We start from the raw sequence: 3,144 nt of genomic DNA, 5'->3' as shown, positions 1-3,144 counted from the left end.
AAAAAGCCTTCTAGTAATCTTCAAATATGCTATTAAATATGAAGCTATTGTTAAATTTTATCGATTTTAAATAAAAATAGTTTGAAAGTTTTAGTAGGATTCAGTAAAATATGCTAGAGTGATGTTTTATGATGTAGATATAAGGGAATTAGCACAATTAAATTACCCATACTCTGCAAAGAAAAGTTACAATTGACAATTTAAATCTTAAGACAATTGGTTATGATAATATCTGAGGAGGTACTACATGGTCTACCTTACCTTGTTAATATGTTTTATTGCTACGCTGATTATTACACCCTTGGTAAAGAAATTAGCTTTCAAGATTGGTGCAACTGACAAACCCAATCAACGTAAGGTTCATCAAAAAATTATGCCACGCTTAGGTGGTTTAGCGATATTTATTAGTTTTATTATTGGGATGTTGATTCTTCAACCTCAACCGCAAGATAATACAAGTGCATGGGCAATAGTCGTTGGTGCAAGTATTATTGTTGTCATTGGTGTTTTCGATGACATATTAGAACTGTCAGCTAAAGTGAAGTTTATCGGTCAGATTGTGGCCGCATTAATTGTAGTACTTAGCGGCATTCAAGTTGATTACATTAATCTTCCTTTCGGTGGTGGAGTACACCTTGGCGTAATGAGTATTCCATTAACGATCATTTGGATTGTAGGTATTACGAATGCCATTAATTTAATTGATGGTTTAGATGGACTTGCTGCTGGTGTATCAACAATTGCTTTAATAACGATTTCAGGTATGGCGGCGTTAAAAGGCGACCTTTTCGTTATGGGTATTGCTGCGATTTTAATTGGTAGCACGTTAGGTTTTCTTAAATACAACTTTCACCCAGCTAAGATCTTTATGGGTGATACAGGTGCGCTCTTTTTAGGGTTTATGATTGCTGTTCTATCACTCCTAGGATTCAAAAACGTTACAGTCATTTCCCTGATTGTACCGGTAATCATTCTTGGTGTTCCAATTTCTGATACATTCTTTGCAATCATCAGAAGAATTGTGAACAAACAGCCTCTATCAGCTCCCGATAAGTCTCACTTACATCATTGTATGCTTCGACTAGGGTATTCACATCGTCAAACAGTGCTGATTATATATGCAATGGCTGCATCATTTGGCTTAGCTGCATTTATTTTCTCAATGTCTACTTTTTGGGGCGCAATGTTGATTATAGGTATTCTACTGTTAGCAATTGAAGTCTTTGTTGAAAAAGTCGGTCTTGTTGGAAGCAACTATAAGCCGTTACTACGTATGATTTCGACAAAAGATGCAAATTCTGATAAATAAACAAACGAAACATCAAAGCTGACCGATTATCGGTCAGCTTATTATTTTGCTTAAAAGGACCAATTTACGTTCTACATATAAAGGATGCCATCATCTGAAATGATTATGCTACTTGTTTTTTCCATGTTAAGTTGTTGAAAGTTTTAAATACCAAATTATACCTCTGGATATAAATATTTTAGTTTGGTAAAGTGGTAATATATTAGAGAGTGGAAGTTGGGGGTTTATTATGTTTACGAACGCAGTCCTTATTAGTGTAATAATACTTGTCATATTAAGCTTATTAAGAGTGAATGTGTTATTTTCTATTATTATTTCTGCCTTAGTGGCTGGTTTGGTTTCGGGAATGGGATTAGTCGAAACTACATCCATAATGATTTCAGGAATGGGAGGGCAAGCTAATACGGCTTTAAGTTATGTGTTGCTTGGTATCTTCGCAGTTATGATTGGAATGTCAGGAATTACAAATATTTTAGTAAATAAAATGTTAGTCGTATTTAAGGGGAAGAAAGTAGCTCTTGTACTATCAATTGCAGGAATTGCTTGTTTATCACAAAATGTTCTTCCTGTTCATATAGCATTTATTCCTATATTAATACCACCATTATTAGTATTATTTGATCAATTAAAATTAGATAGACGTGCGGTTGCATCCGCTCTTACATTTGGCTTAAAGGCGCCTTATATAATGATACCTGCTGGCTTTGGACTAATATTTCAAGGCATCATCCGAGATGAAATGGAAGCTAACAACATGTCCATTTCGTTGAACGATGTCACAATCTCCATGCTAATTCCAGGTATAGGAATGATCGTTGGCTTATTAATCGCTGTCTTTGTCTCATATCGAAAAGATCGCGTCGTGAATAAAACGAGCGAGCTACAGGTTAGTGAGGAGAAAGTAATTAATCAAAGAATTGCAGAAACGTGGGAATTGAAACATTGGATGACAATTATTTCTATAGTAGCTGCATTGGCCATTCAATTAATAACACAATCACTTGTGCTTGGAGCATTAGCTGGTATAACCGTTTTATTTGTTACACAAGTTGTGAAAATGCATGATGGTGATCGTGTTGTACAAGAAGGAATCAGCATGATGGGGATGATTTCCTTTGTTATGCTTGTAGCATCAGGATATGCAACAGTTTTAAAAGAAACAGGAGCTGTGAATGATTTAGTAGAACAAACAACAGCCTTGCTTGGAACATCACCGATTGCGATTGCTTTTATCATTTTACTTGTTGGTTTAATCATTACGATGGGAATTGGCTCTTCATTTGGAACGATTCCTATATTAGCGACTTTATATGTTCCAATTTGTGCAGCAGCTGGCTTCTCACCATTAGCAACTGCCGCTCTTATAGGCACTGCTGGAGCATTAGGAGACGCTGGGTCGCCTGCATCCGATAGTACACTAGGACCGACTTCAGGATTAAATGCAGACGGGAAACATAATCACATTTGGGATACATGCGTTCCAACATTTTTACACTACAATATACCGCTGTTTATTTTTGGAATGATAGCAGCACTTGTTTTGTAGAAGTAATCTGTATGAATGAACAAAATGAATAGGGTATCTGTTATTGCAGAATTGTAATGATGGGTTTATGGAAAGGTGCTCAAGGTTTGGGCACCTTTTTTGTGTTGTGGGTGGGAAATGTGAGCGGAGAACCAAGTATATGAGCAGAGGATCAAAAATATGAGCGGAGGATCAAATATATGAGCGGAGAACGAAATATATGAGCGGAGAACGAAATATATGAGCGGAGAACGAAATATATGAGCGGAGAGACAAATATATGAGCAGAGAATCAAAAATATGAGCGGAG

The 3,144-nt window shown here is 36.2% G+C and carries 2 protein-coding genes; both read left to right on the top strand.

Going from position 1 to position 3,144, the window contains the following annotated elements; all coding sequences use genetic code 11:
• Positions 1-247 precede the first annotated feature (247 nt).
• Positions 248-1,309, top strand: coding sequence for a glycosyltransferase family 4 protein (locus tag V7014_RS02970; protein WP_335504016.1), 1,062 nt, complete (start codon positions 248-250; stop codon positions 1,307-1,309).
• 229 nt (positions 1,310-1,538) lie between these two features.
• Positions 1,539-2,855 (top strand): Na+/H+ antiporter family protein, encoded by a 1,317-nt coding sequence (locus tag V7014_RS02965; RefSeq protein ID WP_335504014.1) that lies wholly within the window; start codon positions 1,539-1,541, stop codon positions 2,853-2,855.
• Positions 2,856-3,144 lie beyond the last annotated feature (289 nt).

The sequence above is a fragment of the Bacillus sp. JJ722 genome, from assembly GCF_036963345.1.
Classification (GTDB): Bacteria; Bacillota; Bacilli; order Bacillales; family DSM-1321; genus Bacillus_AD.
Note: the sequence above shows the minus strand (reverse complement) of the source record. Positions and strands in the feature narration are given on the sequence as shown.

What these genes read in the sequence shown, in the direction of transcription:
- V7014_RS02970 (WP_335504016.1), top strand. Translation starts at nt 248, where the DNA reads ATGGTCTACCTTACCTTGTTAATATGTTTTATTGCTACGCTGATTATT.
- V7014_RS02965 (WP_335504014.1), top strand. Translation starts at nt 1,539, where the DNA reads ATGTTTACGAACGCAGTCCTTATTAGTGTAATAATACTTGTCATATTA.